Origin of the sequence: Halomonas sp. Y3 (genome assembly GCF_024137965.1) — a bacterium.
GTDB classification, from domain to species: Bacteria; Pseudomonadota; Gammaproteobacteria; order Pseudomonadales; family Halomonadaceae; genus Halomonas; species Halomonas mongoliensis.
This window is the reverse complement of the sequence record NZ_CP099975.1, coordinates 1,855,350-1,881,295: the sequence shown is the minus strand read 5'-3', so window position 1 is coordinate 1,881,295 and position 25,946 is coordinate 1,855,350. Positions and strand designations below refer to the sequence as shown.

General features: G+C 66.4%; 20 protein-coding genes. 14 read left to right on the top strand and 6 right to left on the bottom strand.

Annotation, left to right across the window (positions count from 1 at the left end):
- Positions 1 to 100: 100 nt before the first annotated feature.
- Positions 101 to 1,180: a site-specific integrase gene (locus NHL60_RS08915; protein WP_253451551.1), complete on the top strand. Its 1,080-nt coding sequence runs from the start codon at positions 101 to 103 to the stop codon at positions 1,178 to 1,180.
- Between the two features lie 225 nt (positions 1,181 to 1,405).
- Here NHL60_RS08915 and NHL60_RS08910 read toward each other — a convergent pair whose 3' ends face one another.
- The 3 genes from NHL60_RS08910 to NHL60_RS08900 form a co-directional block, all read right to left on the bottom strand.
- Positions 1,406 to 3,628 (bottom strand): polysaccharide biosynthesis tyrosine autokinase, encoded by a 2,223-nt coding sequence (locus NHL60_RS08910; RefSeq protein ID WP_253451549.1) that lies wholly within the window; start codon positions 3,626 to 3,628, stop codon positions 1,406 to 1,408.
- Positions 3,629 to 3,693: 65 nt separating this feature from the next.
- A complete protein-coding gene (locus NHL60_RS08905) occupies positions 3,694 to 4,125 on the bottom strand; it encodes a low molecular weight protein-tyrosine-phosphatase (RefSeq protein WP_253451547.1) in 432 nt (143 codons plus the stop codon).
- Positions 4,126 to 4,128: 3 nt separating this feature from the next.
- On the bottom strand, positions 4,129 to 5,238 hold the full coding sequence (locus NHL60_RS08900) for a polysaccharide export protein (RefSeq protein ID WP_253451545.1): 1,110 nt from the start codon (positions 5,236 to 5,238) through the stop codon (positions 4,129 to 4,131).
- A 355-nt stretch (positions 5,239 to 5,593) separates the two neighbouring features.
- On the opposite strand from NHL60_RS08900, the gene NHL60_RS08895 reads away from it, so the two are divergent.
- From NHL60_RS08895 to NHL60_RS08880, 4 genes are read left to right on the top strand one after another with little or no spacing between them, the layout of a single operon-like run.
- On the top strand, positions 5,594 to 5,875 hold the full coding sequence (locus NHL60_RS08895; protein ID WP_253451543.1) for a hypothetical protein: 282 nt from the start codon (positions 5,594 to 5,596) through the stop codon (positions 5,873 to 5,875).
- A 10-nt stretch (positions 5,876 to 5,885) separates the two neighbouring features.
- Complete coding sequence (locus NHL60_RS08890) at positions 5,886 to 6,626, top strand: hypothetical protein (protein ID WP_253451541.1); 741 nt, start codon at positions 5,886 to 5,888, stop codon at positions 6,624 to 6,626.
- Positions 6,617 to 7,399, top strand: coding sequence for a capsule biosynthesis GfcC family protein (locus NHL60_RS08885; protein ID WP_253451539.1), 783 nt, complete (start codon positions 6,617 to 6,619; stop codon positions 7,397 to 7,399). Before NHL60_RS08890 ends, NHL60_RS08885 begins: the two co-directional genes overlap by 10 nt.
- Positions 7,400 to 7,437: 38 nt before the next feature.
- Positions 7,438 to 9,588: a YjbH domain-containing protein gene (locus NHL60_RS08880; protein ID WP_253451537.1), complete on the top strand. Its 2,151-nt coding sequence runs from the start codon at positions 7,438 to 7,440 to the stop codon at positions 9,586 to 9,588.
- Positions 9,589 to 9,880: 292 nt separating this feature from the next.
- Here the strand turns inward: NHL60_RS08880 and NHL60_RS08875 are convergent, their stop codons facing one another.
- Positions 9,881 to 10,579, bottom strand: a complete 699-nt coding sequence (locus tag NHL60_RS08875) for a pseudouridine synthase (protein ID WP_253451535.1) — start codon at positions 10,577 to 10,579, stop codon at positions 9,881 to 9,883.
- The gene (locus NHL60_RS08870) at positions 10,579 to 11,394 is read right to left on the bottom strand and encodes an amidohydrolase (RefSeq protein ID WP_253451533.1); all 816 of its coding nucleotides are present in this window, start codon (positions 11,392 to 11,394) and stop codon (positions 10,579 to 10,581) included. Before NHL60_RS08870 ends, NHL60_RS08875 begins: the two co-directional genes overlap by 1 nt.
- Positions 11,395 to 11,545: 151 nt before the next feature.
- Here NHL60_RS08870 and rarD point away from each other — a divergent pair, with 151 nt between their 5' ends.
- Positions 11,546 to 12,466 carry an EamA family transporter RarD gene (rarD, locus tag NHL60_RS08865; protein ID WP_253451531.1) on the top strand — a complete coding sequence of 307 codons (921 nt, stop codon included), beginning with the start codon at positions 11,546 to 11,548 and terminating at the stop codon, positions 12,464 to 12,466.
- 65 nt (positions 12,467 to 12,531) lie between these two features.
- On the opposite strand, the gene NHL60_RS08860 is transcribed toward rarD, so the two are convergent.
- On the bottom strand, positions 12,532 to 13,806 hold the full coding sequence (locus NHL60_RS08860; RefSeq protein ID WP_253451529.1) for an O-acetylhomoserine aminocarboxypropyltransferase/cysteine synthase family protein: 1,275 nt from the start codon (positions 13,804 to 13,806) through the stop codon (positions 12,532 to 12,534).
- Between the two features lie 121 nt (positions 13,807 to 13,927).
- Here NHL60_RS08860 and NHL60_RS08855 point away from each other — a divergent pair, with 121 nt between their 5' ends.
- The 8 genes from NHL60_RS08855 (at position 13,928) to NHL60_RS08820 (ending at position 25,917) form a co-directional block, all read left to right on the top strand.
- On the top strand, positions 13,928 to 15,649 hold the full coding sequence (locus NHL60_RS08855) for a SulP family inorganic anion transporter (protein ID WP_253451525.1): 1,722 nt from the start codon (positions 13,928 to 13,930) through the stop codon (positions 15,647 to 15,649).
- A 226-nt stretch (positions 15,650 to 15,875) separates the two neighbouring features.
- Entirely contained in the window at positions 15,876 to 17,036 is a 1,161-nt protein-coding gene (locus NHL60_RS08850; protein ID WP_253451523.1) for a TAXI family TRAP transporter solute-binding subunit, read from the top strand.
- A 46-nt stretch (positions 17,037 to 17,082) separates the two neighbouring features.
- A complete protein-coding gene (locus NHL60_RS08845; RefSeq protein ID WP_253451521.1) occupies positions 17,083 to 19,089 on the top strand; it encodes a TRAP transporter fused permease subunit in 2,007 nt (668 codons plus the stop codon).
- Positions 19,090 to 19,109: 20 nt separating this feature from the next.
- Positions 19,110 to 20,252 carry a TAXI family TRAP transporter solute-binding subunit gene (locus NHL60_RS08840; RefSeq protein ID WP_253451519.1) on the top strand — a complete coding sequence of 381 codons (1,143 nt, stop codon included), beginning with the start codon at positions 19,110 to 19,112 and terminating at the stop codon, positions 20,250 to 20,252.
- Between the two features lie 192 nt (positions 20,253 to 20,444).
- Entirely contained in the window at positions 20,445 to 21,878 is a 1,434-nt protein-coding gene (locus NHL60_RS08835) for an enoyl-CoA hydratase/isomerase family protein (protein ID WP_253451518.1), read from the top strand.
- Entirely contained in the window at positions 21,875 to 23,071 is a 1,197-nt protein-coding gene (locus NHL60_RS08830; protein ID WP_253451517.1) for an acyl-CoA dehydrogenase family protein, read from the top strand. The genes NHL60_RS08835 and NHL60_RS08830 overlap by 4 nt, the downstream gene beginning before the upstream one ends.
- A 32-nt stretch (positions 23,072 to 23,103) precedes the next feature.
- Positions 23,104 to 24,225 carry an acyl-CoA dehydrogenase family protein gene (locus NHL60_RS08825; protein ID WP_253451514.1) on the top strand — a complete coding sequence of 374 codons (1,122 nt, stop codon included), beginning with the start codon at positions 23,104 to 23,106 and terminating at the stop codon, positions 24,223 to 24,225.
- A gap of 27 nt (positions 24,226 to 24,252) precedes the next feature.
- A complete protein-coding gene (locus tag NHL60_RS08820) occupies positions 24,253 to 25,917 on the top strand; it encodes an electron transfer flavoprotein-ubiquinone oxidoreductase (RefSeq protein ID WP_253451513.1) in 1,665 nt (554 codons plus the stop codon).
- Positions 25,918 to 25,946: the final 29 nt, after the last annotated feature.

The following is a 25,946-nucleotide window of genomic DNA, read 5'->3' as shown; positions in this document are numbered from 1 at the left end:
CAGTCTTTTCAAAACGCGCCAACAACAGATGCCAACATAGCCCTATCTATCCAGGCAAATACAGTCACAGACAGTCCAGCCCGACAGGACCGGGGGTGCCATGCGCCGTGATATTCGTACCGGAAAGCTCGCCGAGCCCGATGAGGCGGTGGTGGAGTTCGAACGCCTTCCCCAGGTGGTGAAGCGCCTGTCGGCCCGGGCGCGTCGCCATATCGCCAACAGCGTGTCGAAGAACACCATCCGCGGCATGCGGGCCGATCTGCGCGTCTACCAGCGTGCGGGGGGCCTGCTGCCGGCGGATGAGTTCGATATCGCCAACTTCATCGCCGATCAGCGCGCCCTGGGCAAGAAGCCCGCGACCTTGGAGCGCTATCTCAACTCCCTGCACATGTGGCACCGCTACATGAACCTGCCCTCGCCGGTGAGAAGCATGCCGGTACGGGCGGTGATGCGCGGCATTCGCCGCTCGGCCGGTACACGCCAGAAGGAGGCGCCGCCGCTGCTGCTCGAGGACCTGCACCGCCTGCTCGATCACATCGATCGCACCGACCTGCGCGGCAAGCGCGATAGCGCGCTGTTTGCCCTCTCCTTCCACGGCGCCTTTCGGCGCAGCGAGGTGGTGGCGCTCTACCTGGAGGATATCCAGTGGGAGGCCCGGGGCATCCTGGTGGGCCTGCGGCGCAGCAAGACCAATCAGGAAGGAGCCGAGGAGACCAAGGCGATCCTGCGCGCGCCTGAGGGCTTCCCCTACTGCCCCGTTCGCCTGCTGGAGGCTTGGCTTGCGGCCTCGGGCATCCGGCGCGGGGCGGTGTTTCGCAGCATCAGCCTGTCCGGGAAGCTGGGGGCCGGGCGTCTGACCGGCTGCGTGGTGGCCCAGCGTCTGGCGCATCACCTGGAGGCGGCCGGCATGGCCGATCGCGGCTTTTCGCCGCACAGCTTTCGGGCCGGCTTTATCACCGAGGCGCATCGTCGCGGCAAGGCGGCGGTCGATATCAAACGGGTCAGCGGTCACCGCGACCAGCGCACCTTCGAGCGTTACATTCGGCGTACCGATCACTTCGAAGGCCACGCCGGGGACTTCTATGCTGGCGTTGAAGAAGCGTCGCCTCGGGTGTATCGGGGCTACATCAGGACTGTTCCGGACACGCTACCGCCCCAGGGTGTCCATGGCATTCCCTGAGGCCGTTGATAACGCTGCAATGTTGGACCAATCGAACGCCGCCAATTGGCCGTACACCGTTTTTAAACTGTGCAAAAACCGGTGGTTACTGCTTTTATGCCGCAGCGCAATACTAGCAGCTGAAGGGCCCAGCAACTAGAGGAAGAGGGAGCTCTTCACCCTCTTCCTGCCGAAACATTCTCGCCTGCCACCTGTACAGGCGCTGCTGCTTGTAAGCCCCTGCTACTACTTGTAAGAGTAATTGTAGTAGTAGCCGTAGCCGTAGTAGGTGGCGGCCTTGCGCTCCATGGCGTTAAGAATGGCGCCCTTGACGGCCACACCGCCGGTCTCCAGGCGCCTGGTAGCGGCCTGCAGCTCCTTGACCGGATTGACCTGGAAGCGCGCCACCATCAGGGTGGTGCCGCACTGGCGACCCACAATGGCGGCATCGGTCACGGCCAGCACCGGCGGGGTATCGATGACCACCAGATCGTACTCTCGGCTGGCCTGCTCGAGGAAGGTGCTGAAACGGGCGTTCATCAACAGCTCAGAGGGGTTGGGCGGCGCCTCGCCGCGGGCGAGGTAGTCCAGCCCTTCGACCTTGCTGTGACGCACCGCTTCCTCAAGCCCGATCTTGCCGGCCAGCAGCTCGGAGAGGCCATTCTGGCTGCGCCCGCCGAAGGCGTGATGAATGTGACCCTTGCGCATGTCGGCATCCACCACCAGCACCCGCTGCCCCGCCTGGGCGCATACCGCTGCCAGGTTGACGGAGACAAAGCTCTTGCCGACGGCCGGGCTGGCCCCGGTAATCACCAGGCGATTGTCCGTTGCCTCCAGCATGGCGAAGTGCAGGCTGGTACGCAGGCCGCGCAGGGCCTCCACGGCGTTGTCGGCCGGGGCCTTCTCGGCCAGCACGGCCGTAGCCACGCCGCTGGCAAGCTTGTCGCGCTTGTGCTTGACGCGCTTGATCAGCTTGTCCTGCTCATCGGAGCGCGGCACCGTGGCGTAGACCGGCAGGCCGGCCCCCTCGATCTGCTCGGGATTCTCGACGCCGCGGCGCAGCAGGCCGCGCAGCAGCACCAGCCCCACGCTGAGCATCCCTCCGAGCAGGGTGGCCAGTACCACGATCAGGGGCTTTCTGGGCTCGATGGGCCCACCGCCCACCAGGGCCTCATCGATAATGCGCACGTTGCCCACGGTGCCGGCTCGGGCAATCTGCATCTCCTGCATCTTGTTGAGCACGTTAACGTAGATCGCCTGGGTCACTTCCACGTCCCGAGTGCGGCGCACGATCTCCTGCTGGGCCGCCGGCAGCTGGCTGACCCGCTCGTTGAGCTCGGCGCGCTGCTGCTGCAGCTGACGCTTCTGGCGCAGCAGTGACTGATAGCTCGGGTGGTTGGCCGTGAAGCGCTGGGCCAGCTCCGCCTCCTGAAACTCCAGCTCGTTGAGCTGGCGCTCCACTTCGATGAACTGCTGGATCACCGCCTGGGATTCGCTGGAGAGGTCCACGCTGTCCTGCTCCACCCGATACTGGTTGAGATTATCCTCGGCGGCGGCCAGCTGGGCGCGCAGCTCGGGGGCCTGCTCCTCCAGAAAATCGAGGCTCTGCTCGGCCTGGGCCGCCTGGCGCTCCACGTTCTGGCGCAGGAAGGTCGCAGCCACGGCATCCAGGGAGTGGCGAATCTCTTCGCGATCCGGCCCGGTCAGGGTGAGGCGCAGCATGCCGGTACTAGCGTTACGGCCGCCGCCCACCTCGCTGACGCTCAGCCTGCCCGCCAAGGAGCGAATGGCGGCGGCGCGGGAGCGCTTGGTCAAGATGAACTCGGCACCCTCGGGTGCCTGCAGATCGGCCACACGCAGCAGCACCGCATCATCGTCGGTACGCGCCAGCTGCCCCACTTCGCCAACCCCCAGCACGCCCTCTTCGGTGCGCAGCTCATACTGCCCACCTCCCAGGGACCTCAGGGTGATAGGCTGATTACGCAGGTGGTCGGCCACCTCGAAGCGCCCCACCTGAATCGACTCACCGCCCCAGATATAGGCCTGCCCCTGCATGAAGGCGGGACGCGGAATCTGGCGGCGCAGCACGAAATCGCCGACCACCGGCATGGTGCGCGGCTGCACCACGGTGTCGAGCTCGACGCGGTCCACTACCTGACCCAGCACCATGCGTGACTGCAGAATCTGGACCTCAGCAGAGGTGGAGGCCTCGCTCTCGGTGCCGAACACGTCGCCCAAATCCCCCAGGGGGCTGATGGAAGAGCGGCGCTCCACCTGCACCAGGGCGTCGCCCTGATAGATCGGCGTCGCCAGCATAGCGTAAACCACGCCGGCCAGGGCAAAGACAAAGGTGATGGAAATAATCAGCCATTTGTGGTCCAGCAGCAGACCAAAAAGGCGCCCAAGGTCAATTTCATCCTCTGCGTGTGACGCACTGGCACCGGAGGGGGTCTGGGGTGTATCTGTCATGGTAGAAAAATAGTCCGTAATGATAGATGCGGTGCAGGGCTGGGCGCCACGGCTTGCAGGGACTGCTAAAGGCGAGAAGCCCAGGCGCCGGTGGCTTCTCTCAGCAGCCCGTGCACATGCAGGAAGGCGTCGCGGCTCTTGCGGTAGGGGTCGGGGATCGCGGGTGACTCGGGGAGCCACCTGCCCAGGGTCATGGTCTTGCCCAGCGCCTCGGGCGAAAGCTCGCCCACGGCGCGACGCTGGCCGTCGCTCATCACCAGCACCAGGTCGGCCTCCGCGAGCATCGCGCGGGTAAGCTGGCGGGCCTGATGGCCGGAGACGTCGAGGCCTTCCGCTTCGGCGAGTTCCCGGGCGGCAGGGTCAACGCCCTGCCCCACCAGCGCCCCGAGCCCGGCCGAGCTGAGCGACTTGTGGGGCAGCGCCCGACGCAGCATCGCTTCGGCCACCGGGCTTCGGCAGATATTGCCGACGCAGACCACGAGAATTCGCTGAAACATGGCCTAGAGGTCGCGCGTGTCGGAGATGCTGTCGGAGGCGACGCCCGGCAGGCGGATCGACGGCAGCAGCAGGCTGATCACGCGGTTCCAGCGCGCGATGGGTGCGGTGGTCACATACACCACATCCTGGGGCTCGAGCACGAAGCGGCTGCCCAGCGTGAAGGAGGCGGCATTGCGCACATCCAGCTGGTAGACCGTGGCCAGCTTGTCGCTGGACGGTTCGTTGCCGCGGATCACGAAGATGCCCGAAGCGTTGGCGCTGATCTCGTTGATGCCACCGCTACGCGCGAGGGCGTCGGTGAGAGTAAGCCGCTCGTTGCCCAGCGGAATATTGCCAGGACGAATGACCTGCCCCATAACGGCCACAGCCTGATTCTCGGCGCTTGGCACGTGCAGGATATCACCCGGCTGCAGCAGGCGATTCTGGCGCATGTCGCCGTTGCGCATCAGCTCATAGAGCGAAATCTGTTCCTGACGCCCGTTACGATTTAGGTAGATAGAGTGCCAGTTGGCACCCGGGTTGGCACTGCCCACCTGGCTGATGGCATCCACCAGGGTCAGCGGCACGCTGGTGATCGGCAGCGTCTTGGGTTCGCTGACCTCACCGCTCAGATAGACCTTTTTGGCGTTATAGGCCGCCACGCTAACCTCGATCTGGGGCTCGGTGATAAAGGCGGCGAGCCTGCGGGTCAGTTCGCGGCGAATCTCATCGACCGTCTTGCCCTCGGCGTTCACTCGGCCGATATAAGGGTAGAAAAAAGTGCCGTCCGCCTGCACCCGATTGCCCACTTCCGCGGCACTGCGGTCGGTGCCACCGGGGTTGGTCAGTTCGGGGTGGTCGTAGACGATGATGCTGAGCACATCCCCGGGGCCGACGCGATACTCATAGGCAGCCAGCGCCGCATTGAGCTCGTCACTCATGGGGTGACCCGCGGGCGCCGGCTGCCAGCTGGACACCAGGCCAGGCGTGATCGGCTCGATACTCACCAGTTCATCGATCGGTGCGGTATCGCTCTGATAGGTCATGTGGCTGCCAGGAGCCAGAGAGCAGCCGGCCAGCAGGGCCATGGAGGCCAGGCCAAGGGCCGCGAGGCGCTGTCGGGAATGGCGCATAGTGCACTCTCTCATCTGTGAATCGGTCAGTACCGTCGCGCTGGCCGCTAAGTCGCCGTCGGCGCTCGGTACCGCTGCTGTTCCGTAGCAAGCATATCGGATCATGGGCCAGTGCGTGTCATATCAGCCGTGGATTCTAACCAGAAACCCCCCGCCAGTCATAGCGCCGCATCGCACCAACACCGGTATTACCTCTCACCATATTGGACTATGATGCTGCAGTGCGCCATCACGGAGCAAGCTCGCTCCGATAGCAGCATTCCGCTACCATCAGATAGATGGCCGATGTAACCTCATCCTTAGTACAAAAGGATGTTCTGCCACCCAACGCGTCGATGACTCAGGAGCGCTACCCATGACCCTTCCCAAGAAATCCGCCGCACTGCTTGCTATCGCCGGCATGCTGACCACGCCTCTCGCCTTCGCCCAGGATGCCAGCAACGACATGGACGCCGAGGACAACGTGACCTTCGAAAGCCAGGCGGGCGACCAGACCACCGGCAACCCCTCCTTCGCAGCAGGCCTGCAGGAGGCCACCGGTCTGACCGGCGCTCAGCTGGGTGCCATCGGTGCCGTGGTGGTCATCGGTGCCGTGGCGGCCGCCAACAGCTCAAGCTCCACGACCGGCACCAACTGAACGCCGTGTCATGAGCGTTATCTCCGCGAAAGGAACTCGTGGCCGTCGCGGCTTGTTCGCCGCTGCCGCTGCCCTGTTGTTGTCGGGTTGCGCCAGCGGCGAACTCTCGCCTCTGGGCAGCTCCCTGCAGGGGGTCGTGCCGGGTCTGTCATCAGGTCCGGCGCCCGCCGAGCGCGCCGCCGAGCTACCCTATGCGTCACTGCTGCTCGATACCCGAGAGCGCAGCGGCCTGATCGTGCTAGGTGCGGAGAGCGGCCGCCATACACTGTGGCCTACAGGCCAGCAGGGCGCCATCTCCCTCTACCAGGATGGCCTGAACGCCACAGCAGGCTTCTCCGACGACCTGCTGAGCCTTAGCTACCATTCCTATTCAACACAACCCGCCTCCGGCCCGGCACAGGCAGCGCACGGTGACAACCCAAGGGCTGCCGATGCTGCCACGTTAACGCCTTGGCAGCAGGACACTCCCGTGCATTACGCCATCGAAAGCTATTCGCAGGGCGCCAACGGCGACGTTCGTCTCAACCGCGGCAAGGCGCAGTTGAGGTGCGCCGCAGCCGAGCCCTATCCGCTCCCCCTGGGTGAACGCCGCCTTGAACACTGCACCGAACAGGTGCGCTGGGAGACAGGCGAGCAAAGCGTGTCGCACTTCTACCGCTCACCCGAGACGCGCCGCCTGTGGGCCGCCGAGGTGACCCCCTGGCCAGGCGCGGCACGCATTCGCTGGGAGGTTGCCCGCGCATGGTGGTAATACGTCGACACATTCGTCGGTACCTGGCCGCCATGGGCGTTGCCATGCTGCTGCCGGGGGCCGCCCATGCGGATGCGCCCGGCGCCTTGAGCGACGCCTGGCTGCGCGGCCTGGCCCAGCAGCAGGAGGCAGTCGCCTGGAGCCACGCGGTCGTGGCACGAAAGGAGACCCGAGAGCGCTTGCCACAGCATCAGCGCCGCCTGGTGGCGGAGCTGGATACCCTGGTAGCCAGCGCACGCCTGGCAGGTGCCGGCCAGCTAGGCCAGGGCCTTGCCGAGTGGCGTGCCCAGGTGGCCCAGGCCGGCCAAGATACCTTGCGTACGCCGGGGCGCCACGACCTGCCTTGGATCGCCGCCGACCTGCGCCGCGATCTGCCTCTCTCCCAGGTAGCACACTTCGGGCTGTGCACCCCACCCAGCTGGGTAGAGGTATGGCACCACCGTGGGATCACCCGCGTTGACTGGCAGCCCGCCATGACGCTGCGCGATGCCGTCGAAAGGCTGCCCCAGGCCGCCTGGGCATCGGCCAACCAGGCCGTCGTGATCACCCCGACAGGCAAGCGCCTATCGAGAGGCGTGGCGACCTGGAACCGCGAAACCGCCGCGCTTGCACCGGGCAGCCGCATCATGCTCGCTCTGCCGGAGGCCCAGGGCCTGCGCACGGCTCTGCCCTTTCCCGGCACCGTGGAAGAGGCGAGCTGGGTGAATCGCGAGCTGCCGGAATTTCTCGCCACCCGCCTACCGGCAGACCAGTGCACGCTTTGGAAACCTTGATCAAAAAAAGCCCGCCAGAGCAAAAGGAAAAGGGACGCATGAAACCCACGCAGCTTGTGTTCGCACCGTCTGGGGCCAGCCCCCAGAATCGACTTCGGAACCTGATCGGCCTTAAGGGTCTGACCCCGGTAGCCCTGGCCGTCCTCTCGGCTTCACCGGCCATGGCGGACGGCCTCGCCGGTGAGCTCGGCGCGGGCCAGAGCGACTTTGGCGGCGTAGGCATCATGCAGACGCCTACCGCCCGCATGGCGCCGGAGGGCACCATGAGCGTGAGCTGGAGCCGCACCCAGCCCTACCGCCGCTATAACGTTTTCTTCCAGCCCACCGCCTGGTTCGAGGGGGGCTTTCGCTACGTAGAGGTAGAAAACCGCGAATTCACTGCGGCCGGCGACGGACGGGCAAACCTTGACAAGGGCTTCGACATGAAGCTGCGCCTACTCGAAGAGACACGCTATTGGCCACAGGTGGCACTGGGCTTTCGCGATGTGGGCGGCACGACGCTGTTTGGCGCCGAGTACCTGGCGGCCAGCAAGCGTCTGGGCGATGTCGACCTGACCCTGGGCCTCGGCTGGGGCTATCTGGGCAACTACAGCGATGTCAGCTCGCCCTTCGGCTGGATCGACAGCAAGCTGGATGAGCGCCCGCGGCGCTCCGGCGGCAGCCAGGGCGGCGAGTTCGCGCTGGACTCGCTGTTCCGGGGCCCCATGGCGCTGTTCGGCGGCGTGGAGTGGCAGACGCCTTGGGATCGGCTGATCCTGCAGGCGGAACTGGAGGGCAACAACTATGCCAATGAACCCCAGAACAACGACCAGGATCGCGACAGCCGCGTGAACCTCGGGGCACGACTCGCCGTCACCGACAACTTCGAACTGCGCACGGGCTGGCAGCGCGGCAACACGGCCATGGCCGGCGTCAGCTACAACATCGACCTGGCCGGCCTGCGCCAGGTCAAGAACGACCCGGCGCCAATGCCCATCGATGCGCCGCCCCGCGATAGCTGGAGCACGGTAGCCGGCGAGCTGGAGAGTAACGCCGGCATGCGCGTTGCCCGCATCAGCCAGGACGGCTCACACCTCCGGGTCGAGGCAGAGCCCACCACCTTTCGTCACCTCGGCCAGAGCGAGGGACGCGCGGGCCGCATTCTGCATGCCCAGGCCGACGAAGGGGTCGACCAGTTCCGCTATACCTGGTACAGCCGCGGCATGCCGCTGCGCGAAGACGTGCACCCCCGCGACAGCTTCGTCGCGGCGGCACGCAGCGAAAGCGCTGAAGAGGCGCACCTGCACAGCCTCTATGCGCATGCCAGGCTCGACGTGCCCGACGGCGAGACTCTCTATCGCGGCCGGGCAAGTGGATTCGACTGGGGCGTTGGTCCCCGCCTTGATCAGAACTTCGGTGGTCCAGACGGCTACCTGTTTCGCCTGATGGCCGTCGCCGACGCCGAGTACCGCACCGATGCCAACGGCTGGTTCTCGGGCGAGCTCGCCTGGACGGTATGGGACAACCTGGACGACTACGAATACATCGCCGACTCCCAGCTACCCAGGGTACGTACCTTTATCGGGGACTACCTGGCCGAGTCCAGCCTGGGTATCGAGAACCTCCAGTACACCCGTACGGCACGCCTGGGCGACAACTGGTATGCCATGGGCTATGGCGGTCTGCTGGAGATGATGTATGCAGGCGCGGGCGGCGAACTGCTCTACCGCCCCTTCAACAGCCCGCTGGCACTCGGCGTGGATGTGAACTGGGTCCGGCAGCGTGATTTCGAGCAGCGCTTCGACCTGCGCGACTACGAGACCTGGACCGGGCATGCTACGGCATACATCGACACCGGCATCGAAGATATCCTGGCCAAGGTAAGCCTGGGCCGCTACCTGGCACGCGACTTCGGCGGCACCCTGGACCTTTCCCGGGAGTTTGCGTCGGGCGTGCGTATTGGCGCCTGGGGCACCTGGACAGATGCCGGCGATGACTTCGGCGAAGGCGGCTTCGACAAGGGGCTTTATCTGTCGATGCCTTTCGACGCGCTATTCACCCGCTCCAGCCGCGACCGCGCCGAGCTCGACTGGCGCCCGCTTACCCGCGACGGCGGCGCTGCGCTCAACCGTCGCTATGAACTGTTCGACCTCACCGAAGAGCGCGAGATGGGCCGCTACTGGGACGACTACCACCGCACCTGGAATTGAGGAGCGAGGGGCGAGGAGTAGGAGCCCGATTTATCGGCGATCATCGGCAGGCGGCGCCTTGGCAACAACGCCGCCTATCGCGCAGAATCTGCGCTCCTACAGGTGGCACCTTCCCCCGTAGGAGCCCGATTTACATCCCCCCGTAGGAGCCCGATTTATCGGCGATCAGCGGCAGGCAGCGCCTTGGCAACAACGCCGCCCATCGCGCAGAATCTGCGCTCCTACAGGTGGCACCTTCCCCCGCAGGAGCCAGATTTACATCCCCCGTAGGAGCCCGATTTATCGGCGTTCATTAGAACGCGGCGATCTCGTCGGCGGTGAGTTCGCGCCATTCGCCTTCGGGCAGGTCGCCGAGGCTCAGGGGGCCGATGGACTCCCGGTGCAGGGCGACCACGTGGTTGCCGACGGCGGCGAACATCCGCTTCACCTGGTGATACTTGCCTTCAAAGAGGGTGAGTTCGGCGACGTTCGGTTCGCGCATGGCGAGCTCCGCCGGGCGGGTGGGGCTCTCCTCGCCGTCGAGCAACACCCCCTCGGCGAAGGCCTCGACAACGCGCGCCAGGGCCTCCCCCGCCAGCGGCTCATCCAGGGTGACCCCGTAGACCTTGCCGCAGCGGTGCTTCGGGGAGGTGACCCGGTGGGACCACTGGCCGTCATCGGTCAAGAGCACCAGGCCGGTGGTGTCCACGTCCAGGCGCCCCACCGGCTGCAGGCGCTCCACCTTGGGCAGATCGATCAGGTCGATGGCCCGCGGATAGAGGGTGCGCCGGGCGGTGCACTCCACCCCGGCGGGCTTGTGCAGCATCACATAGCGCAGCCCCACCAGGGCCAGGGGCTCGTCGTGCCAGGTGACGCGGTTGGCCTCGCCGACCTGGGTCGCTGGGTTCTTGATCACTTCCCCGTCGACCCGGACTTCGCCGCGGTGCAGCGCCTTCTTGGCCAGGCTGCGGGTGAGTTCGGTGGTCTCGGAGAGAAAACGGTCCAAGCGCATCAGAAGCCGACTCCGTCGGAAAGGGTGAAGTGGTCGGCGTCGCGCCAGGCGGGAAACTTCTCGCGGAAGGCCCTGAGCTCGTCAAGGGAGAGGGTGCCCGTCTTCACGAAGACGCTGCCCTCGGGCTCGTCGATCAGCGCCTCCCCCTTGGCATCGATCAGCATGGAATCGCCGGCATAGGGCAGCCCCTTGGCGTCCTCGCCGACGCGATTCACGCCGATCACCGGGCAGAGGTTCTCGATGGCCCGGGCCTGGAGCAGGATGCGCCAGGGGTGGCGGCGCGGGGCCGGCCAGTTGGCCACGCAGAGCAGGGCGTCGTACTCGAAGTGCTCGTCTGCCGCGGGCTGCTGGCGCAGCCAGACCGGGAAACGCAGGTCGTAGCAGACGCTGAGCAGGATCCGGAACCCCTTGAGCTCGACGATCACCCGTTCGTGGCCCATGGCGTAGCGCTCGTGCTCGCCGGCCATGCGGAAGAGGTGGCGCTTGTCGTAGGTGGCAAGCGACCCGTCCGGCCGCGCCCACACCAGGCGGTTGAAGTAGTCGCCGCCCTCCACGACCGCCACGCTGCCGGTGACCACGCAGCCGCGCTGCCAGGCCTGGTCGCGCAGCCAGGCCACCGTGCGGCTCTCCGCCATGGGTTCGGCCATCTCCCGGGAGTTCATGGTGAAGCCGGTGGCGAACATCTCCGGCAGCACGATCAGGTCGGTATCCGCCTGGCCGAGCTCGCCCAGGGTCTCTTCCAGCATCCGGCAGTTGGCCTCGGGGTCTTCCCAGCGCAGGTCGCACTGCACCAGGGTGGTTCTCAGCTCGCTCATGGTGGCTCCCTTCTTCTGTGGTCGGCGCACGGGCCCAGCCTATCCCAGGCCGGGCGGGGCGTCATCCGCGAGGAGCGGATGGCGGCAAAACCGATAGCCTGCTAGTTTACCCGCTTCGCCCACTCGGTTCTTCCGCCTTGCGAGCCTAGCCATGTCGACCCGCACCTCTGCCGCCCCCGCCGCCTCCCCCGAGAGCCGCCCCGCCCAGGGCGTCGCCTTCGGCCTGACCGCCTACGTCATGTGGGGCTGCTTCCCGCTCTTCTTCGCGCTCTTCGAGGGGGTGCCGGCCTTCGAGATCCTGATCCACCGGATCCTCTGGTCCTGCCTCTTTTTGGCGGGGCTGGTCACCCTGCTGGGGCGCTGGGCGCCGATCCGCGAGGCGCTGGCCCACCCCCGGGAGCTCGGCCGGGTGCTGGGCTGCGCCCTGCTGATCGCCTTCAACTGGGGGCTCTATATCTACTCGGTGGAGACCCGCCAGGTGCTGCAGGCGAGCCTCGGCTACTTCATGACGCCGCTGGTCAACGTGGCGCTGGGGATGCTGGTGCTGCGCGAGACCATGCACCGCCTGCAGGCGGTGGCCGTGGGGCTCGCCGCCGCCGCTATCCTGATCCAACTGGTGATGCTCGGCCAGCTGCCCTGGATCAGCCTGGCGCTGGCCTTCTCCTTCGGCACCTATGGCCTGCTGCGCAAGCAGGTGCCCCTGGACGGCCTCTCGGGGCTCTTCGTCGAGACCCTGCTGCTGCTCCCCCTGGGGCTTCTGGCGCTCGGCTGGCTGGTGCAGGTCGACCTCTCCCACTTCCTGGGCGATAGCCGCACCACCCTGCTGCTGATCGCCAGCGGCGTGATCACCGCCCTGCCCCTGCTCGCCTTCGCCGGGGCCGCCCGGCGGCTGCGCCTGGCGACCCTGGGCTTTCTGATGTACATCAACCCCAGCATCCAGTTCCTGATCGCCCTCGCGGTATTCGGCGAGCCGCTCTCCGCGGTGGAGCTTGGCACCTTCGCGCTGATCTGGACGGGCCTGGCGCTCTACTCCTGGTCCGCCTGGCAGGGGCGAGTGAGGGCGGCGGCCTAGGAGGCACCGCCCCGGAGCCCTGCGGGCTCCCTTCGCCGAGCGGAGCTCAGCTCCTACCCGTCAGATCAGCGCTGGCTAGCGGCCAGGGCCTGGTCGAGATCGGCGAGGATGTCGTCGATATGCTCGATGCCGATGGAGAGGCGCACCATATCGGCGGTGACCCCGGCCCGGGCGAGCTCCTCGTCGTTGAGCTGGCGGTGGGTGGTGGCGGCGGGAATCGAGGAGCAGCTCTTGGCGTCGCCGATATTGACCAGGCGCAGGATCATGCCGAGGGCGTCGTAGAAGCGCGCGCCGGCCTCGCGGCCGCCCTTGATGCCGAAGCTGAGAATCCCGGAAGCGTGGCCCCCCATGTACTTCTGGGCCAGGGCGTGGTCCTTGTGGCTCTCGAGGCCGGCGTACTGCACCCAGGTCACGGCGTCGTGCCCCTGCAGATACTCGGCGACCCGCTGGGCGTTGTCGCAGATGCGCTCGATGCGCAGCGCCAGGGTCTCGAGGCCCTGCAGCAGCTGCCAGGCCGCCTGGGCGGAGAGCGCCGCCCCCATGTTGCGCAGCGGCACCACCCGGGCCCGGCCGATAAAGGCCGCCGCGCCGAGATCCCGCGTATAGCAGACCCCGTGGTAGGAGACGTCCGGCTGGTTGAGCAGCGGGAAGCGCTCGGCGTGCTCCGCCCAGGGGAACTTGCCGGAGTCGACGATCACCCCGCCCACGGTGGTGCCGTGGCCGCCGATGTACTTGGTGGCGGAGTGGACGACGATATCGGCGCCGTGCTCGATGGGGCGCCACAGGAAGGGGGTGGGCACGGTGTTGTCGACGATCACCGGCACGCCGTGGCGGTGGGCCAGTTCGCACAGCGCCTCCATGTCCACCACGCCGCCGGAGGGATTGCCGACGCTCTCGCAGAAGACCGCCTTGGTGCGGGCATCGATCAGCCCCTCGAGGCCGGCCAGGTCGTCCTTGTCGGCGAAGCGCACTTCGATGCCCTGGCGCGGCAGGGTGTGGGCGAAGAGGTTGTAGGTGCCGCCGTAGAGTTCGCTGATGGAGACGATGTTGTCGCCGGCCTCGGCGATGGTCTGGATGGCGTAGGTGATGGCCGCCATGCCGGAGGCCACGGCGAGCCCGGCGATGCCCCCCTCCAGCGCCGCCACCCGCTGCTCCAGCACCGCGCAGGTGGGGTTCATGATCCGCGAATAGATGTTGCCCTCGACCTTGAGGTCGAAGAGGTCGGCGGCATGCTGGGCGCTGTCGAAGGAGAAGGAGGTGGTCTGGTGGATCGGCACCGCCACCGAATGCTGGTCGTCGGGCGCATAGCCGTGGTGGAGGGCGAGGGTTTCGCGTTTCATGGCGTGTCCTTGCGGGTTGTTGTGAGAGAGAGGCGTATTTCACCAGATGCTAACCAACTCTGAACGCCACCACTAATATCGTTTAGTCTCTAGGGATATTCCCACGGCGAAAGAAGAACGGATGCTCAAGCGCTACCTGCCGATCCTGGCCTGGCTGCCCCACTACCACCGCCGCCTGCTCGGCGCCGACCTGCTGGCCGGAATCATCGTCACCGTGATGGTGATTCCCCAGTCCCTGGCCTATGCGCTGCTCGCCGGCCTGCCCGCCGTGGTGGGGCTCTACGCCAGCATCCTGCCGGCGGTGCTCTATGCCCTGCTGGGCACCAGCCGCACCCTGGCGGTGGGGCCTGTGGCGATCATCGCCCTGATGACCGGCGCCGCCCTCTCCGGGGTGGCCACTCCCGGCACGCCGGAGTACCTCCAGGCGGCCCTCGTGCTCTCGCTGCTCTCCGGCCTGATGCTCGCCGCCATGGGCCTGCTGCGCCTGGGCTTCTTCACCAACTTCCTGAGCCACCCGGTGATCGCCGGCTTTCTCTCCGCCTCGGGGCTGCTGATCGCCGCCAGCCAGATCGGGCACCTGCTGGGCCTCGAGGCGAGCGGCTACACCGCCACCACCCTGGTGGCCAACCTGGTCGGCCAGCTGGGGCAGGTGCACTGGCCTACCCTGGCGCTCGGGGTCGGCACCCTGGGCTTTCTGCTCGCCAGCCGCCGCCACGCCAGGGGGCTGCTCCGGCGCCTGGGGCTGGCCGACGCCAGCGCCGCCCTGCTGGCCCGGGCCGCCCCGGTGCTGGCCGTGGCGGTCACCACCGGGCTCAGCTGGCACCTGGGGCTCGCCGAGCGCGGCGTGGCGGTGATCGGCTCGGTGCCGGGCGGGCTGCCGCCGCTGACCCTGCCGGGCTTCGACGGTTCGCTCTGGTATGCGCTGCTGATTCCGGCGCTCCTGATCAGCGTGGTGGGCTTCGTGGAGTCGATCTCCATGGCCCAGATGCTGGCGGCGCGGCGGCGCCAGCGCATCTCCCCCAACCAGGAGCTGGTGGGCCTGGGCGGCGCCAACCTGGCCGCCGCCTTCACCGCCGGCATGCCGGTGACCGGCGGGCTGTCGCGCACCGTGGTCAGCGACGAGGCCGGCGCCCAGACCCCCATGGCCGGGCTCTTCACGGCGCTCGGCATCGGCCTGGTGACGCTGGCCTTCACCCCACTGCTCTACCACCTGCCCATCGCCACCCTGGCCGCCACCATCACCGTGGCCGCCCTGGCCCTGGTGGATCTCCCCATGATCCGCCAGACCTGGCGCTACTCCCGGGCCGACTTCTCGGCCATGGCCGTGACCATCCTGCTCACCCTGGCGGAGGGGGCCGAGGCCGGCATCATCAGTGGGGTACTGCTCTCGGTGGCGCTCTTCCTCTACCGCACCAGCCGGCCCCACAGCGCCATCGTGGGGCTGATTCCCGGCAGCGAGCACTTTCGCAGCGTGACCCGCCACGAGGTGGAGACCCTGAGCCACGTCGCCTTCCTGCGCATCGACGAGAGCCTGTACTTCGCCAACGCCCGCTACCTGGAGGATACCGTCCACGCCCTGGTGGTACGCCGCCCCGAACTCGAGCACGTGGTGCTGATCTGCTCCGCGGTGAACCTGATCGACGCCTCGGCGCTGGAGAGCCTCGATAGCATCAATGCCCGGCTCAAGGAGTCCGACGTCACCCTGCACCTCGCCGAGGTCAAGGGGCCGGTGATGGACCGCCTCAAGTGCAGCGACTTCCTGGACGATATCACCGGGCGGGTCTTTCTCAGCACCTACGCCGCCTGGCAGGCGCTGGGGGCATCCTCTAACCCGCGCAGCTGACTCGCCGACATCGCCTCCTGCCTTAGACATTGGTCTGGCAGCGCACACCACTTCCGCTCTGCAAATGCCCAGCCCATGCCTCTTTCCCCTTCCCCCCCGCCCACGGCGGGATCAGCATCTCCCGGGATGACGTTGACACCGCCGTTGCCCCTTCCCTAGTATCGATAGCGCATTCGAAACACAATACCGCACAGCAGAACAATATCGATACTTCCAGGAGCTCGTTATGCGTCCACTCACTCGCCGATTCGCCCTCGCCAGCCTTCCTTTCGCCTTGCTGGGCAGCAGCATCGCGATAGCCAACGAGGTCAATCTCCCACGAACCATGGCGTGGACCGCCTACGGCACCAACTCCAGCGGTTATGCCCAGGCCGTGGCTATCGGAAACATGCTGCAGTCCAACTACGGTACCTCGGTCAGGGTGCTGCCCGGAGACAACGACGTCTCGCGCATGACGCCGCTGAAGCAGGGACGAGTCGATCTCTGCGCCTGCGGCATTGCCAGCTACTATGGCGTCGAGGGAGTGATGATGTTCGCCCATCCCGACTGGGGCCCTCAGCCCATTCGCCTGTTAACCACGTCTACCGCCACCTTCGGCCTCTCTCTTGCGGTAGCCGGTGACCTGGAGGTTGAAACCCCGGCGGACCTGCGCGGCAAGCGGGTCGCCTACATCCGCGGGGACGACGCCCTCAACATAGGCACCGAGGCCTATCTGGCCTTCGGCGGCCTGACCTGGGATGACGTTGAACGCATCGACTATCCCGGCTACGGCCGCTCCTTTGACGGCATCATCGCCGGCAACGTCGACGCCTCCTTCACCACCACCGTCACCCCTCCCGCCCAGCAGCTCGCCAGCAGCCCCCGCGGCATCAGCTGGCCGGTGCTCGATCCAGACGACAAGGAGGCGTGGGAGCGCATGCAGACGGTAGCCCCCTATTTCCGCCCCCATGTCGTCACTTCCGGTGCCGGCGGCATCAGTGCCGACAACCCCGTCGACAGCGCCAGCTACCCCTACCCCATCGTGGTGGGCAACGCCGATCTCGACGATGACATTGCCTATGGTCTGATCCGCGCCCTGCAGGATAACTATGACGACTACAAGGACAACGCTCCCGGCGCCGTCGGCTACGCCCTGGAGTATCAGGATCTGCAGTGGGTGATCCCCTTCCACGATGCCGTCGTGGATTACTACGAGGAGATCGGCGTCTGGACGGATGAAATGCAGGCGCACCAGGAGGCTCTGGTGGAGCGCCAGCAAGTGCTGCTGAATGCATGGAGTGCCTTCCTTGAGGACGCCCCCAGCGACGAGGACGCTTTCCGTGAGGCGTGGATGTCCGCTCGGGCGGCGGCGCTGACCAACGCCGGTTTCGACCCCGTCTTCGAGTGACACCCCCCGGGCGGCTCGGGCCGCCCCCAGCTTCCTGGACGCTACCATGACCCACACTGCTGACCACAACGGCACCCAGCAGGCCAAGGAGAAGATCCGCCAGATGCGGACCCTACCTCTGCCACTGCGCTGGATTCCCGGCGCCGTGACGGTGGCCCTGCTGCTGATGACCCTGGACTACCTCTTCAATCTCGGCCACTTGACCTTCATCACCGGACTGGAGACCCAGTTCTACTATGCGGTGGTGGCCCTTCTGCTGCCGCTGATCTACCTGCTCTGGCCGCTGACGCCGGCGGGCCAGTATCGCCCTATTCCCTGGTACGACTACCTGCTCAGCGCGGTGACGCTGGTGGTCAGCGGCTACTTCGTGATCAACGCCGACTCCATCCTGGAGCGGGGCTGGGCCTTCGCGGCTCCGGATACCGCTCTATGGGTCAGCTATGCCTGGTGGCTGCTGATCATCGAGGCGGCGCGCCGCGCCGGCGGCTGGCCCATCGCCGTGATCGTCACCCTCTTTTCCCTTTACCCCCTGGTAGCCGACATGATGCCGGGCCCCATTCAGGCCTTTCCCTCATCGCTCTCGGAAACCGCCATGTACCATACGATGAGCACCGAGAGCATCATGGGCATTCCGCTGCAGGCCTTCGCCGGCCTGGTGATCGGCTTCCTGGTGTTCGGGGTGGTGTTGCAGAAGAGCGGCGGTGGCAAGTTCTTCATCAATCTGGCCTTCGCCCTGCTCGGCCATGTGCGGGGCGGCCCGGCCAAGGTATCGATCTTCTCAAGCGGCCTGATGGGCTCGATGAGCGGCAGCGTGATCAGCAACGTGCTGACCACTGGCGTGCTGTCGATTCCCGCCATGCGACGCATCGGCATGAGCCGCTCCTTCGCCGGCGGGGTCGAGGCCTGCGCCTCCACCGGTGGGGTACTGATGCCACCGGTGATGGGCGCCACCGCCTTCGTCATGGCGATGTTTCTGGACGTGCCCTATTCCGCCGTTGTGCTGGCCGCCATCATCCCGTCGATCCTCTATTTCCTGGGCCTGTTCATCCAGATCGATGCCTACGCCGCACGCAACGACATCAAGGGACTGCCCCCTGTCGAATTGCCGTCGCTCTGGCAGACGCTGAAAGAAGGCTGGTACTTCATCTTTGTCTTCGCGCTGCTGGTCTGGATGCTGCTGGTGATGCAGCGCGAGGCCGTGGCCCCCTTCTACGCCACCGCTCTCTTGCTTGTCCTCAACCAACTCTCTAAGCACAACCGCTGGGGATTGCAGGATCTCGGTGATGCGCTATCCAGTTCGGCCAAGCTGTTCGCCGAGCTGATCGCCATCCTGGCCGGGGTCGGCATGCTGGTGGGCGCGCTCTCCATGACGGGGCTATCAGGCACCATCGCCAACGACTTCATCCATCTCGCCGGTGGCAGCATTCCGTTGCTGCTGATCATGGGTGCCCTGACCAGCTTTGTACTGGGTATCGGCATGACCGTTACGGCCGCCTACATCTTCCTGGCGGTAGCCCTGGCGCCAGCCCTGATCCAAGGTGGCGGCCTCGACCCGATGGCGGTGCATCTGTTCATACTCTACTGGGGCATGCTCAGTTTCATCACGCCGCCGGTGGCGCTGGGCGCCTTCGCCGCCGCCACCGTCGCCGGAGCCCGACCGATGTCGACCGGCCTGCAGGCCATGCGGCTGGGCAGCGTGATCTACTTCATTCCCTTCCTGTTCGTCCTCAACCCGGCGCTGATCATGCAGGGCGAACCACTGCAGATCGTGCTGGTGTTCGTCCAGGCACTGGCGGGCATCGTGCTGTTCGCCTCGGCCATGCAGGGCTACCTGATCGGGGTCGGTCGACTGGGCCATGGCGCCATCCAAGAAACGGTAATCCGAGCCCTGGTAATGGTCTCGGGACTCACCCTGGCCTTGCCCGGTGGCGGCATGGTGCCGCTGACCCACGTCGAACTGCTCGGCATCTCGTTGGCCGCCCTGCTGCCCGGCATCGCGCGTGCTCGCCTCAGCCAGCGCCACCATCAGCGTTCGCTGACCACGCACCTTTAACTCAACTATCGAGGATACTTATGAGCACAAGAACAACCTTCTCCTTTGTCCTCAGCGTCGCTGCGGGTGTTCTCATCACGAGCAACGTCAGCGCCATGCCCAGCACGCTCAACTGGACCGCCTACGGCACCGGCACCAGCGGCCATGCACAGATCATGGCGATTAGCCAGCTGCTGCAGAGGCAGCACGGCACGCAGTCCCGCGTCATTCCTGGTGAAAACGACACCATGCGCATGACACCGCTAAAAACGGGCCGTGTGGATCTGTGCGCCTGCGGCATAGCCAGCTACTACGGTTCCGAAGGTGTCATGATGTTCGCCGGGCCCGACTGGGGCCCGCAGCCCATTCGCGTGATTTCAACTTCGATGGCCAGCTTTGGGTTAGGCATGGCGGTGGCAGGCGACGTCGAGATGGCGTCCATCGACGACCTCAAGGGTAAGCGGCTGGCCTACCTGCGTGGCGATGACGCGCTGAATAAAGCCGCCGAAGCCTACCTTGCGTTCGCCGGATTGACGTGGGACGACGTCGAGCGCGTCGATTTCCCCGGTTACAACGCTGCCTTCGACGGCATCATCAGCGGTCGCGCCGATGCTGCGATCACCACCACGGTGACGCCCGCCGCCCAACGGTTGGCCGCCAGCCCGCGCGGCTTGCAGTGGTCGGAGCTTCCTGCCGATGATGAGGCCGGCTGGGCGCGAATGCTGGACGTGGCGCCCTACTTCCAGCCCCACGATGTCACCTCGGGGGCTGGCATTGACGCCGCGGAGCCGCTGCCCACTGCCAGCTACCCCTACCCGATCATGGTGAGCAATGCCGACTTGGCTCCGGAAACGGTCACCGGCTTGATCACCACCCTGGTGGAGTCGTTCGACGACTATAAAGACAACGCCCCAGGAGCCAGCGGCTACGCGCTTGAAAATCAGAATATGAACTGGGTAGTGCCTTTCCACGATGCCGTGGTGGCGTACTACAAGGAAAGCGGTATATGGACCGAAGACATGGAGGCGCACCAAAACGCCCTGGTCGAGCGGCAACAACTGCTGATGGACACTTGGAACGCTTATCAAACCGATGCGCCGGAAGAGGAAACGGCGTTTATCGACGGCTGGATGGAAACCCGGCGAGCCGCCTTGCAGCAAGCGGGGTTAAATCCCGTATTCTAGCCTTTCTTAACGTTACTTAGCATCTCTACCCCAAGGCCGCCGGTGAGCGGCCTTTGGCCTTTTGCCCAGCCACCCTCGTTTCGCAATGCAAAACTATATTTTGATTTATTGACTCCCCCGGCATCCTTCGCCATGATCAGCGAATTCCGAAAAAACAAGCATATATTTTACTAAGCGAAACCCGGAGCCACTATGAGTGTTCACTACCAGCGACATGGCACAGTCGGCGTCATCACCATCGCTAACCCGCCCGTCAACGCCCTCGGCCATGGCGTGCGTATCGGTCTGCTCGACGCCCTCGACCGGGGCCTGGCCGATGACAGCGCTCAGGCGCTGATGCTGATGGCCGATGGGCGCACCTTCATCGCCGGTGCCGATATCCGCGAGTTCGGCCAGCCACCACAGGCTCCGTTGCTGCCCGAGGTCATATCGCGCCTCGAGGCCAGCACCAAGCCCCTGGTGGCGGTACTGCACGGCACCGCCCTGGGCGGCGGCCTCGAGGTGGCACTGGGCTGCCACTACCGTGTCGCCCTGCCGGGGACCCGGGTCGGCCTGCCCGAGGTCACCCTCGGCCTGCTGCCCGGTGCCGGTGGCACCCAGCGGCTGCCCCGCCTGGTTGGTGTGGAGTGCGCCCTGGAACTGATCACCAGCGGACGTTTCGTGCCCGCCGAGGAGGCCTTGGCGCTGGGCATCATCGATGCCATTGAGGCGACCGCTGGGCCGCTCGAAGCCGGCCTCGGCGCCGCTCGCGCCATCCTGGAAGGCCAGCGCACCGCCCGCCGGACCGGCGAGCTACCCGCGCCCGCCGCCGACCCCGGAGCCATCGCTCGCCATCGGGCTCGGCTCGAGACCGATGTGCCCGAGCTGTTCTCGCCATTTCGTTGCCTCGAGGCGGTCGCGGCCAGCACCGACACCAGCCTGGCCGAGGGGCTGCGCCGCGAGCGCGAGCTGTTCCTCGCCTGCATGGACTCCCCCCAGCGGGCCGGATTGATCCATGCCTTCTTCGCCGCCCGTGCCCCGCACAGGGTGCCAGACACCGGTGCCCCCCAGATGCTGAGCCGCATCGCCCTGCTCGGCGAGCACCCGCTCTTCGAGCGCCTCAAGGGCAATGCCGGGCGCACCGGCATCGAGTTGACCAGTCGGCCAGACGAGTCGACACAGGCCTGTCTCATCGCCCCCGACGATGCGGCTCTCCGTTGTCCGGCGGGGTGCCTGTCCATCATCCTGCAGCCGGCGGAGGGCATCGGCCGGCTGGAAGAGATGGACGCAGACTTGGTTTTGGTCACGCCGAAACAGGGCACTCTGGTGGAACTGGTCGCCACTCGGGCCAGTGCCGATCAGCAGCAGGCCGCGGCCTCCGCCCTCAAGGCACTGCGCCAGGTCGTCGTGGTGAGCCGTCGCGACAGCCTGCTCGCCGCGCTGCTTCGGGCGGCGAACGACGCGCCGGATGACCGGTGCGCCGCCATGGAGGCGACCAGCCTGCGCCTCGCCGAGCAGGGGTTCTGCTATCGCACCAGCGATATCGACCTGCTGGCCATCGAGGTCCTGGGCTACCCGCGTCACCTCGGTGGCCCCCACCGCCAGGCCACTCTCTCAGCATCCGCCACCTCGGAGACAACCCCATGAACCTGACCTACAGTGCCGAGGAACAGGCGTTCCGCCAGGACGTACGCGACTTTCTCGCCACGTCACTCCCCGACGACATCCGCGAACGCGTGCGGCTCGGCCGTCGGCTCTCCGCCGATGACCACGTGCGCTGGCAGAATATTCTCAGTGAGCGCGGCTGGCTGGCCGCCAACTGGCCCGAGGCACACGGGGGGCCCGGCTGGGGCCCGGTGCAACGGCACATCTTCGACGAGGAGTGTGCCGCCGCCCATGCGCCGACCGTGGTGCCATTCGGTGTCAACATGGTCGCTCCTGTGATCATGAAATTCGGCAGCGAAGCGCAGCAGCGCCACTACCTGCCGCGCATCCTCGCCAACCGGGACTGGTGGTGCCAGGGCTACTCCGAGCCCGGGGCCGGCTCCGACCTGGCCAGCCTCAAGACCCGCGCCGTGCGCGACGGTGACCACTATGTCGTCACCGGGCAGAAGACATGGACCACCCTTGGGCAGCACGCCAACATGATGTTCTGCCTCGTGCGTACCGACCCGGACGCCAGGAAGCAGGCCGGCATCAGCTTTCTGCTGATCGACATGGCAAGTCCGGGCATCACGATACGCCCGATCATCACCCTGGATGGCGCCCACGAGGTCAACGAGGTCTTCCTCGACGAGGTCCGCGTGCCGGTGGCCAACCGCATCGGCGAGGAGGGACAGGGCTGGACCTGCGCCAAGTTCCTGCTGACTCACGAACGCACCGGCATTGCCGGGCTCGGCCACGCCAAGCAGGCACTGACCCATCTCAAGTCACTGGCCACCCGGATTCAGCATCGCGGGCGGCCTCTTCTCGAGCTGGCGAGTTTCCGCCAGAGGGTGGTAAAGGCCGAGCTCGAGCTGATGGCCCTGGAGGTCACCAACCTGCGGGTCATCGCCGCGGCTCAGGATGGCAGCGTGCCGGGAGCGGAGAGTTCGCTGCTCAAGGTCCGCGGCTCGGAACTTCGCCAGGAGCTCAGTGAACTGACCCGCCGCGCCCTGGGGCCGGCCGCGCTGCCCTTCTTTCCCGACTTCCTCCACGGCGACGGCGAGCTCGACGACCCGAGCCTGGCCGAGAGCGCCGCGGGCGCCGCCCAGTACTTCAACCGCCGCAAGCTCTCGATCTATGGCGGTGCCAACGAGATCCAGAAGAGCATCGTCGCCAAGACAATTCTCGGCATGTGAGTCGCCGACCCTCGGCATCCAAGGAGCCGCCCATGGACTTTTCCCTGACCGACGAGCAGCGCATGCTCGCCGATACCCTCGACCGCCTGATTGCCGACCGGGTCGCCCCCGAGCAGCGCCGCGCCATGCTCGAGGCACCTGCCGATGAACCTTCGGCGCTGTGGCAGACCTTCGCCGAACTGGGGTTGCTGCACATGCCCTTCGCCGAGGAGGTCGGCGGCCTCGGCGGTGACGGCACCGACCTGATGCTCATCATGCAGGCCCTGGGACGCGGCCTGGTGCCCGACGCCTACCTGGCCGGCCTGGTGCTACCCGGTGATCTGCTGGCCCGGCTCGGCGATGCCGGGCAGCAGGCGCGCTGGCTGACCCCGCTGCTGGAGGGCGACCATCAGCTGGCACTGGCCTGGCAGGAGAACGACGCCCGCTACGATGCCCATGACATCGCCACCGCGGCACGCCGGGAGGGTGATGGTTGGCGCCTCGATGGCAACAAGCAGCTGGTGCTCAATGCCGCCTCGGCCGCTGCCCTGCTCGTCACCGCCCGTCTCGATGACGGGCGCCTGGGCCTGTTCGTGGTACCCACCGATGCCGCCGGCCTGTGGCGTCGCGACTACCGCACCATCGACGACCAGTCGGCCAGCGACCTGACCCTGGACGCCGTCTCGTTGAGCGACGACAGCTGTCTCGGCCTCGACGCCGCCCAGGCCCTCGATGCCACCCTGGCGCTCGGACGCGCGGCGCTGTGTGCCGAGGCGGTCGGTGCCATGGAGGTCGCCTGCGAGCAGACCCTCGACTACCTCAAGGAGCGCCAGCAGTTCGGCACCCCCCTGTCGGCGTTCCAGAGCCTGCAGCACCGCATGGTTGACATGCATCTGCACCTTGAGCAAGCCCGTTCCATGGCGATTCTCGCCGCCACCAGCCTGGCCCTTCCCGATGCCGAGCGCGACTATCGCCTCGCCGCAGCCAAGGCCTACTGCGGCGAGGCCGCCCGCTTCGTCGCCGAGCAATCCATCCAGTTGCATGGTGGCATGGGCATGAGCGAAGAGTGCTACGTATCGCACTACGCCAAGCACCTGGTGATGTTCGATCACTACCTGGGTGACGTCGATCACCACCTCAACCATGTCAGCGACCACCTTGTCGACGCGGCCTGACCTCTGATTGCAACAAAGGAGAACGACGTGGCAACAAGCGAACGCGATTCGATGGACTTCGATGTGGTCATCGTCGGCGCAGGCCCCTCGGGCCTGGCCGCCGCGTGCCGGCTGATGCAGCAGGCCAATGAGGCCGAGCAGGAGCTTTCGGTATGCGTGGTGGAGAAGGGCTCCGAGGTGGGCGCCCATATCCTCTCCGGCGCCGTCTTCGAGCCCCGCGCCCTGGCCGAGCTCTTCCCCGACTGGGAGGAGCGCGGCGCCCCGCTGACCACCCCGGCCAGCCGCGACGAGGTGTACCTGCTCAAGGACGCCGAGAAGGCCCAGAAGCTGCCCAACGCCCTGGTGCCGAAGAGCATGCATAACACCGGCGGCGACATGCCCCGCTATGTGATCAGCGCCGGCAACCTGTGCCGCTGGCTGGCCGAGCAGGCCGAGGGCCTGGGCGTGGAGATCTTCCCGGGCTTCGCCGCCCAGGAGGCGATCGTCGAGGAGGGGGTGGTCAAGGGCATCCTGATCGGCGACATGGGCGTGGGCGCCGACGGCGAGCCCAAGGACAGCTACATGCCGGGCATGGAGCTGCGCGCCAGGTACACCCTCTTCGCCGAGGGCGCCCGCGGCCATATCGGCAAGCGCCTGATCCAGGAGTATGACCTGGCGGCCGGCAAGGACCCCCAGCACTACGGCATCGGCTTGAAGGAGCTGTGGGACATCCCCGCCGAGCAGCATGAGCCCGGCCTGGTGCTGCACGGCTCCGGCTGGCCGCTGGACAAGAACACCCACGGCGGCTGGTTCCTCTACCACGCCGACAACCAGCAGGTGGTGGTCGGCCTGATCATGGACCTCTCCTACCGGAACCCCTGGCTGTCGCCCTTCGACGAGTTCCAGCGCATGAAGCACCACCCGGTGCTGGCCAAGCACCTCGCGGGCGGCAAGCGCATCGCCTACGGCGCCCGGGCCATCACCAAGGGCGGCCTCAACTGCCTGCCCAAGATGACCTTCCCGGGTGGCCTCTTGATTGGCTGCGACGCCGGCACCCTGAACTTCGCCAAGATCAAGGGCCTGCACACCGCCATGAAGTCGGGCCTGGTGGCCGCCGAGGCGGTGTTCGAAGCCATCAAGGGGGGTGACGAGGGGGGCGCCGAGCTGACCGCCTTCACCGAGAAGTGGGAGGCGAGCTGGGCCTGGGCCGAGCTCAAGGAGAGCGCGAGCTTCGGTCCGGCGATCCACAAGTACGGCACCGTGGGCGGCGGCGCCTACAACTTCGTCAACCAGCTGCTCGGCGGCAAGTTGCCCAACGTCCACGACACCACGCCGGATCACGCGGCGCTCAAGCCGGCCGCCGAGTTCGAGAAGATCGACTACCCCAAGCCCGACGGCAAGCTCTCCTTCGACAAGCTCTCCTCGGTGTTCCTGTCGAACACCAACCACGAGGAGGATCAGCCCTGCCACCTGAGGCTCGCCGACCCGGCGCTGCCGATCCGCGACAACCTGCCCGAGTACGCCGAGCCCGCCCAGCGCTACTGCCCGGCGGGGGTCTACGAGGTGGTCGAGGGGGACGACGGCAAGCCGCAGTTCCAGATCAACTTCCAGAACTGCGTGCACTGCAAGACCTGCGACATCAAGGACCCGGCCCAGAACATCACCTGGGTGGCGCCGGAGGGCGGCGGCGGGCCCAACTACCCCAATATGTAGGTGCGCCCAGTAGGACGGTGCATCGAAAA

Bases quoted from the DNA above. Each gene is read 5' to 3' on its own strand.
- NHL60_RS08885 (WP_253451539.1), top strand. From the start codon at position 6,617: ATGGTGGTAATACGTCGACACATTCGTCGGTACCTGGCCGCCATGGGC.
- rarD (WP_253451531.1), top strand. From the start codon at position 11,546: ATGTCGACCCGCACCTCTGCCGCCCCCGCCGCCTCCCCCGAGAGCCGC.
- NHL60_RS08835 (WP_253451518.1), top strand. From the start codon at position 20,445: ATGAGTGTTCACTACCAGCGACATGGCACAGTCGGCGTCATCACCATC.
- NHL60_RS08855 (WP_253451525.1), top strand. From the start codon at position 13,928: ATGCTCAAGCGCTACCTGCCGATCCTGGCCTGGCTGCCCCACTACCAC.
- NHL60_RS08830 (WP_253451517.1), top strand. From the start codon at position 21,875: ATGAACCTGACCTACAGTGCCGAGGAACAGGCGTTCCGCCAGGACGTA.
- NHL60_RS08850 (WP_253451523.1), top strand. From the start codon at position 15,876: ATGCGTCCACTCACTCGCCGATTCGCCCTCGCCAGCCTTCCTTTCGCC.
- NHL60_RS08890 (WP_253451541.1), top strand. From the start codon at position 5,886: ATGAGCGTTATCTCCGCGAAAGGAACTCGTGGCCGTCGCGGCTTGTTC.
- NHL60_RS08915 (WP_253451551.1), top strand. From the start codon at position 101: ATGCGCCGTGATATTCGTACCGGAAAGCTCGCCGAGCCCGATGAGGCG.
- NHL60_RS08840 (WP_253451519.1), top strand. From the start codon at position 19,110: ATGAGCACAAGAACAACCTTCTCCTTTGTCCTCAGCGTCGCTGCGGGT.
- NHL60_RS08845 (WP_253451521.1), top strand. From the start codon at position 17,083: ATGACCCACACTGCTGACCACAACGGCACCCAGCAGGCCAAGGAGAAG.
- NHL60_RS08870 (WP_253451533.1), bottom strand. From the start codon at position 11,394: ATGAGCGAGCTGAGAACCACCCTGGTGCAGTGCGACCTGCGCTGGGAA.
- NHL60_RS08860 (WP_253451529.1), bottom strand. From the start codon at position 13,806: ATGAAACGCGAAACCCTCGCCCTCCACCACGGCTATGCGCCCGACGAC.
- NHL60_RS08900 (WP_253451545.1), bottom strand. From the start codon at position 5,238: ATGCGCCATTCCCGACAGCGCCTCGCGGCCCTTGGCCTGGCCTCCATG.
- NHL60_RS08880 (WP_253451537.1), top strand. From the start codon at position 7,438: ATGAAACCCACGCAGCTTGTGTTCGCACCGTCTGGGGCCAGCCCCCAG.
- NHL60_RS08905 (WP_253451547.1), bottom strand. From the start codon at position 4,125: ATGTTTCAGCGAATTCTCGTGGTCTGCGTCGGCAATATCTGCCGAAGC.
- NHL60_RS08910 (WP_253451549.1), bottom strand. From the start codon at position 3,628: ATGACAGATACACCCCAGACCCCCTCCGGTGCCAGTGCGTCACACGCA.
- NHL60_RS08895 (WP_253451543.1), top strand. From the start codon at position 5,594: ATGACCCTTCCCAAGAAATCCGCCGCACTGCTTGCTATCGCCGGCATG.
- NHL60_RS08825 (WP_253451514.1), top strand. From the start codon at position 23,104: ATGGACTTTTCCCTGACCGACGAGCAGCGCATGCTCGCCGATACCCTC.
- NHL60_RS08875 (WP_253451535.1), bottom strand. From the start codon at position 10,579: ATGCGCTTGGACCGTTTTCTCTCCGAGACCACCGAACTCACCCGCAGC.